The following is a 1,618-nucleotide window of genomic DNA, read 5'->3' as shown; positions in this document are numbered from 1 at the left end:
TTTATTTCTTTCCTTAGAAAGGAGGTGATCCAGCCGCTGGTTCCCCAACGGCTACCTTGTTACGACTTCACCCTAATTATCAACCATACCTTAGGCACCTGCCCCCCCGAAGGGTTGGCCCAGTGACGTCGGGTACAATCAACTCTCATGGTGTGACGGGCGGTGTGTACAAGGCCCGGGAACGTATTCACCGTGGCATGCTGATCCACGATTACTAGCGATTCCAACTTCATGGAGTCGAGTTGCAGACTCCAATCCGGACTGGGATATGCTTTAAGGGATTTGCTTGGCATCGCTGCCTTGCTGCCCGTTGTACATACCATTGTAGCACGTGTGTAGCCCCAGACATAAGGGCCATGAGGACTTGACGTCATCCCCACCTTCCTCCCCGTTAACCGGGGCAGTCTCTTCAGAGTTCCCGCCATTACGCGCTGGCAACTGAAGACAAGGGTTGCGCTCGTTGCTGGACTTAACCAAACATCTCACGACACGAGCTGACGACAGCCATGCAGCACCTGTCTTTGAGCTCCCGAAGGCACTCCTAACTTTCGAAAGGATTCTCAAGATGTCAAGTCTGGGTAAGGTTCTTCGCGTTGCGTCGAATTAAACCACATGCTCCACCGCTTGTGCGGGCCCCCGTCAATTTCTTTGAGTTTTAGTCTTGCGACCGTACTCCCCAGGCGGTATGCTTAATGTGTTAACTGCGGCGCAGCAGGGGTCAATACCCGCTACACCTAGCATACAACGTTTACTGCGTGGACTACCGGGGTATCTAATCCCGTTCGCTACCCACGCCTTCGCACCTCAGCGTCAGTATCGGTCCAGAAAGGCGCCTTCGCCACCGGTGTTCCTCCTGATATCTACGAATTTCACCTCTACACCAGGAATTCCCCTTTCCTCTCCCGTACTCAAGTCCTGCTGTTTCAAATGCACGTCCGGGGTTGAGCCCCGGGCTTTCACATCTGACTGACAGGACCGCCTGCGTGCCCTTTACGCCCAATAATTCCGAATAACGCTTGCACCCCCCGTATTACCGCGGCTGCTGGCACGGAGTTAGCCGGTGCTTCCTTCATGGGTACCGTCAATAAATAATGCTATTAACACTAAATAATTTCTTCCCCATTGACAGAGCTTTACGACCCAAGGGCCTTCTTCACTCACGCGGCGTTGCTGCGTCAGGGTTGCCCCCATTGCGCAAAATTCCTCACTGCTGCCTCCCGTAGGAGTCTGGACCGTGTGTCAGTTCCAGTGTGGCTGATCATCCTCTCAGACCAGCTAACCATCGCAGTCTTGGTAGGCCGTTACCCCACCAACAAACTAATGGTGCGCGGACTCATCTTCAAACAGATGCTTTAATCAGAGGCACCCTTTCATCAAATACTCCAAAGAATATCTGACTTTATCCGGCATTAGCCATCCTTTCGAATGGTTATTCCCGATTTGAAGGTAGATTATCCACGTGTTACTCACCCGTGCGCCACTCTACTCGTTCCTGCAAGCAGGAACTTTCTCGTTCGACTTGCATGTGTTAAGCACGCCGCCAGCGTTCATTCTGAGCCAGAATCAAACTCTCCAGTTATAATTCCTTTAAAATGTTTTTTAATGTGCTTTGCTGCAC

General features: G+C 51.9%; 1 rRNA gene. It reads right to left on the bottom strand.

Annotation, left to right across the window (positions count from 1 at the left end):
- Positions 1–17: 17 nt before the first annotated feature.
- Positions 18–1,579 (bottom strand): 16S ribosomal RNA (locus tag ACYQ2M_RS25015).
- Positions 1,580–1,618: the final 39 nt, after the last annotated feature.

It is taken from the genome of Desulfocicer niacini (assembly GCF_054657595.1).
This window is presented reverse-complemented; position numbering and strand designations above follow the sequence as displayed.